Source organism: Umezawaea sp. NPDC059074 (assembly GCF_042738955.1).
Classification (GTDB): Bacteria; Actinomycetota; Actinomycetes; order Mycobacteriales; family Pseudonocardiaceae; genus Umezawaea.
The window spans coordinates 1-5,767 of sequence record NZ_JBHYHC010000258.1 but is presented as its reverse complement, the minus strand read 5'-3'; the positions used below and the strand labels follow the sequence as shown (position 1 = coordinate 5,767).

Below are 5,767 nucleotides of genomic sequence, written 5' to 3'. Positions count from 1 at the left end.
CCCCGCCGTGCCCCCCGCGGCACGGGTGGCCCGCCGGTTCGGGCGCTCCGGTGTCAGGTGGTGACGACCTCCTGCCAGGCGTGGTGGGCGGCGGCTCTGGTGAACTCGCGGACGTGGAGGCCTGCTCGTAGCCAGGCGAACGGGAAGGCGTCGCCCGCGTCCCTGATCACCCTGCCGAAGGCGTCGCGGTCGCGGTCTCGGGAGGTGGTGGCCAGGTCTGCCAGCAGTGTTGCCGTGGTGGTGAGGCCGGTGCGGGTCAGGAGTGCGACGTCCCTGTTCGCCGAGGCGATGGCGGCGACCGCCCTGCCGCCCAGGGTGACGCGGTGCAGGACGTTCGCCAGCGGGCGGACGGGGTGGGGGAGTTTGTCGGTCTGGTGCGGGCGTTCGGGGAGTTCTCGGGTGCCGTCGCCTGCCACGTGGGAGCGTTGGATGCTGTCCAGACCCAGGTCGACGTGGTGGTGAAGGTCTGCGGGCAGGGCGAGGTCGTCGCCGGAGATCGCCAGGGCCACGGCGGTGCCTGGTCGGTCCGGGAGGAGGCGGGCGACGATCCGGAGGCGGAGGCCGCCCGCGCCCGCGAGGACGCGCAGGTTCTCCCGCGCCCGGCTGCCCTCGCCGACCAGGTCGAGGTGGGCGTTGTCGGTCGCGACCCGCAGCGCGCCGCCCGCCGCGCCCTGCACCACGCCGTCCAGGAACACCAGGTCGGCACCGGCGGGGCGGTGGGTGGCGGGTCTGGTGTCGGCGTGGAACGCGCGGGCGATCTGGTCCGCCAGCGGCACGGCCCACAGGCCTGCGAGCGGGGGGCTGGTCCACGGGGTGCCGGACGCGGCCACCGCCCGCACGGCCTTGCCCGCGCCCAGGCGGTGGTCCGGTGACGCCGTGCCGCCGGACAGCAGGAGGCCGCCCCGGCCCAGGTCGCGCTGGGAGAGGCCGGACTCGCCGATCGCGACCGCCCCGCTCGCGGCCGCGGCGATGCGTTCCGGGCCGCCCGGCATGATCGCGGGGACGGTCCACAGCACCCCCGAGTCGTCCACGAGGTGCGTGACCACGCCGCTGTAGCCGGACGTGGTCAGGACGGTCTCGGTGCACAGGCCGTACAGCCGCAGCGCGCCGATGGGGGAGTACTCCCGGCGGGCCGTGCCGCGCAGTTCGGACGGGTCCGCCGTGCCGGTGCCCGCGCGCAGGTCGTGGCACAGCAGCAGGAGGTCGACGAGCTCGGCCGTGAGGACCTCCCGGTCGAACGAGGAGTCGCCCGTGCGGGCCGCGGCGAGCGCGGCGGCGATGCGCAGCCCGCCCGCCGAGGCCCGGTACAGGCCTGCCACACGGGCGATGTGCACGGCCCGGAGCAGTTCCGCCCGCACGACCGCGCCGCTGCCGGTCGCGCCGGAGCGCAGCACGGTCGAGCACGCGTCCCACAGCGCGGTCGCGGCGGCGCGCTCGTCCGCGCGGACCTCCACCACGGCCTCGACGGTCGTCGGAACGACCTCCTCGACCGCCGGGGCCGTCTCCTCGACCGGGCCGTCGGCGATCTCGGCCGCCGCCACGGCGATGCCGCGGTGCAGGCACTTCGGCGCGAGCAGGCAGCTGCACGCCAGGTCGGTCGCGGCGGTGAGGACACCGCCGTGCAGCGTCCAGGTGAGGGTGGTGTCGGCGTCCAGGACGGCGGTGGCCGTGTCGCCGTCGACGGCGACCTCCCACTCGGCCGCGCGGTCCAGCGAGGTGTCCACCCGCTTGCGCAGGCGGGGCGGCAGCGCGTCGAGCACGTCCGCCACGACCGCGGGAGCGACGGGGATCATCCGCGCACCTTCTCGCCGACCCAGCGGGCCAGCGCCTGCGGGCTGAGCGCCGCCACCGGCATCCCGGCCGCCACCAGCGCGCCCGCGACCGCCGTCGAGTAGCGGGCCTGCCCGGTGTCGTCGAGGCTGGCGCACCCGAGCACGGTCACCCCGGAGGTGACCAGCTCCTTGACCTGCCCGACGAGCGACGCCAGCGGGCCGCCCTCCTCGAAGTCGCTGACCAGCACCACCATCGTCCTTTCCGGGACGGTCACGAGGGAACGGGCGTGCCGCAGCGCGCCCGCGATGTGCGTGCCGCCGCCGACCCGCACCTCCAGCAGCAGCGACAACGGGTCGGACACCCGGTCGGTCAGGTCGACGACCTCGGTGGAGAACGCGAGGAAGTGCGTCGACAGCGACGGCACCCCGGCGAACACCGCCGCGGTGAGCGCCGACCACACCGTGGACGCCTCCATCGAGCCGGACACGTCCACCACCAGCACCAACCGCCAGTCGCTCGACTTGCGGCCGCGGGTGCGGAACACCGGCCGCTCCGGCACCACCAGCACCCGGCCGGTCGAGTCGCGTCGCGCGGTGGCGAGGTTCGCCCGCAGGGTGCGGGGGAGGTCGAGCTTGCCGCCCGGTCTGCGGGTCGGCACCGGCAGCTGCATCCCGGTCAGCGCCGGGCGGACCCGGTTCGCCAGCTGGGCGGTCAGCTCCTTGACCAGCCGTTCCACCAGCGGGCGCAGCTTGGCCAGCGAGGCCTCGGACAGGCCGCCCGCCAGGGAAAGCACGCTGCGGAGCAGGTCGACGGACGGCCGCACCGAGCCGGGGTCGATCTCCAGCGCGGCCTCCAGCCTCCCGCCTTCCGCGGCGGCGGCCAGCACCTCCTCGCGGACGTGGTCGCCGAACAGCTCGCGCAGTTCCTCCGACCACTCGCGCACGTCCGGGAACGGGTCCGAGCGGTCCGCTCCCGCGTCACCGCGCAGCGCGCCCTCGCCCCGGTCCTGGCCGTACAGCTCGTCCAGCGCGGCCGCGTACCGGGCCCCGCCCTGCGGACGGTCGCCGCGCGCGCCGAGCACCAGCCGCCACCGGATGGCGGCGGGCAGCTCGCCGGGTGTCGCGGCGGGTATGTCCACAGTGGAGGGCTCGTCGAGCGGCACCGCGGCACCGCTGTGCTCCAAGCCGTGCGAGCGCAGGACTTCCAGCGCGGCGTGCTCGGCGTTCAGCCACAGCGCCAGCAGCTCCGGGTCCGGCGCGTCGGTCGCGTCGACCCGGTCGCCGGTCCGCGCCTCGACCACCGCGAGCACGCGGGCGCGCGCCGCGGGGCCGATCGAGGTGAACGCGCCGCGCAGCGCGGGCAGCCGGTCCAGGAAGTCGCGGTCCGCCAACCCCTCCACGCGGTCCAGCAGCGGTTCCAGGGTCTCCGGCGTCTCCAGCAACGCCGACGCGGCCGCCAGCACGCCGGTCAGGCCGTGCCGCAGGACCCCGCGCCGCTCGGGGGTCGTGGCGCTGTCGATCCACGACGCCACCCGCTCGCCGAGCACCTCCGGCGAGGTGAGGCCGAGCAGGACCCGCGTGGCTCCGGCTGCCCCGGCGATCAGCGGCGACGCGTCGTCCGCCAGCCGCCGCAGGGTCGACGCGAGGCGCAGACCGGTGCCGTGGCCGTCGTGGCGCTGGCCCAGTTCGACCAGCGCGTGCGCGTCCGCCGGGTCCTCGGACCCCGCCAGCCCGTCGAGCTGGGCGACCGCCGCGGTCTCCAGGTCGCGCGCCAGCAGGGGGTGCGCGTCCAGCACGTCGCCGGGCGTGCCGGGCAGGTGGCCCGCGCGCAGCCGGTCGACGAGGTCGAGCGCGGCCAGCAGGTCCGGCAGGGTTCCGGCCGACGGCAGGACCGTCGCCGCGTCGCCCAGCAGGTCGTGCACCAGCTCGGGCAGGCCGCACGCCGCCGCGGCGGACAGGTCGGCCAGCACGTCGTCCGGCGTGTGACCGCCCTTCTGCTCCCGGTCGGCGCGGCGGGCGCGCAGCCTGCCGTACGCCGCCAGTGGCAGGGTCGCGCCCCACAGGCCCGCGACGGGCAGGGTCGCCGCGGTCGACGGCGTCCACGTCGCGGTCCAGCGGGTGGTGAGCGCGTCACCGCCGCCGACCCCGGTGGTCGCGGTCGACTCGGCGTAGCTCACGCCGAGGACGGCGAGCTGCCGCAGCGCGACCTCCCGGCGCGCGTCCAGCGCGGACCGCAGCGGGTCCAGCCGCAGGACCGCCGGTTCCCGGCTGCCGGGGCCGGGCAGGCGCAGTTCCGCCAGCAGCGACTCCACGGCCGGAGCGAGACCGGATCGGGGCGTGCCGGGCGCGAGGACGCCCGTGCGGTGGCCCACCAGCACGTCACCCGCCGCGCGGGCGACGATCCGGCCGCGGCCGAGCGGTTCGGCGTGGGTGAGGACGGTCTGCACCGCCTCCACGACCTCACCGCGCCCCGGCGCGGGCAGCCCGCGCAGCCGGGCCAGGTCGACGGCCAGCCGCAGCGTCTCGCGCGCCTCGCCGGGACCGGCCGGATGACCGAGTTCCCGCACCCGCGAGCAGATCCGCACGATCACGGCCGCCGCGGCGGCCTCCACGGCCTCCGGGTCGCCCTCGGCCTCCAGGACCGCTTGCTGCCACTCGGGGTCGCGGATGCCCGCCGGGTACCCGGACCGCTCGTCCAGCAGCGAGAAACCGTAGGGCACCAACGAGGTCACGACGTCGTCGCTCTTGGGATCGGGCTCGACCGTGTCGCCCTCGGGCCCGTGCAGCAGGGCCGCGGCGTGGAACGAGCCGACCACGGCCGCGCACCGCCGCCCCTCGGCGAGCCCCACGGCCCGCCGCATCCACGCCTCGCGGCGCAGGTCGAACGGGTCGACGCCGGTGCCCGCGGAGTCCTCCCGCATCGCCCAGCCGACCAGCAGCGCGGCCCGCCGGATCGCCTCGGCCGTCTGACCGGGCGCGGCGGCCTCCACCAGCCGGTCCCACAGGTCGTCGCCATCGCGGCCGGTGATGGTCCGGCGCAACGCGTCGGTCAACGGCGACGGCCCCCGCTCACCCCGCGAGTGCCCGCCACCGCGCAACGCCAACGGCAGGTCGCAGGGCCGGACCTCGACACCGTTGGCGTGCGCCCAGCGCACCGCCGCCAGCTCGGGGGAGAAGTCGGCGAACGGGTAGAACGCCAGACTGCCTCCGTCACGCGCCGCGCCGGACAACGCGACCGGCGCGGTGAGACCGGGATCGGCCAGGTGCGGCAGCCACCGCCCCAACTCCTCGGGCAGCTCGACCAGCACCACCTCGGGATCGGCCGCCTCCAGCATGGCGGGCATGACGGCCGCCAACGCGGGCGAGTGGTGCCGGACGCCGATCAGGTACGGCACGCGGTGCCCCGCGAGCCGCTCGACCACCGTGGGGTCGACGTCGGCCGGGATCGTGGAGGTCACGCGACCACCTCCGGTCGGGGGGAGGGGCCGGGCGATGGTACGAGGAAGTGCTTGCCCACCACGGTGTCCTGGGTGGAGCGGGGGGCGCGGGGTCCCTTGGGGGACTGCGCCAGGCCGAAGTCCTGGCTAGACAGGAAAAGGGGGGTGGCGAACGGTGGCGCGGAGAAGCGCCTGTTCGCCAAGGGGGCGTGGCGGTAGGTCGGTTGGGACTTCGAAATGCGCGGGCCTTCGGGAGATCGTGGCAGGCCGAGGCCTGATGGGACCGAGGCAGGGGTGGAGCTGGATGCGTTGTGGCGCAGGGGAAAACGGAGGGTGGACCTGGAGAGTCTACTGTGGAGGGTATTGGGTGGGGGAGTCATGCGGTGCCTCGGGCGCGCTGGGGTGGGGGTGGGGGGCCCGGTGGGGGGGGGGGGCGGGGGGGCCCCCCCCCCCCGCCCGGTTTTTCCGCCCCCGCGCCCCACCCCCCCCACTGGGGGGCCTTTACCGGGGGGGGGGGGCGCCCCCCCCCCCCCGCCGCCGAGCCGGTGAGGACCAGGT

Annotated in this window: 2 protein-coding genes; both read right to left on the bottom strand. The window is 76.6% G+C overall.

Annotated elements, in window-relative coordinates:
* Window positions 1–53 precede the first annotated feature (53 nt).
* The gene (locus tag ACFWW9_RS45660; protein ID WP_390389845.1) at window positions 54–1,793 is read right to left on the bottom strand and encodes a hypothetical protein; all 1,740 of its coding nucleotides are present in this window, start codon (window positions 1,791–1,793) and stop codon (window positions 54–56) included.
* Window positions 1,790–5,230: a DUF5682 family protein gene (locus ACFWW9_RS45655; RefSeq protein ID WP_390389843.1), complete on the bottom strand. Its 3,441-nt coding sequence runs from the start codon at window positions 5,228–5,230 to the stop codon at window positions 1,790–1,792. Before ACFWW9_RS45655 ends, ACFWW9_RS45660 begins: the two co-directional genes overlap by 4 nt.
* Between the last annotated feature and the right edge of the window lie 537 nt (window positions 5,231–5,767).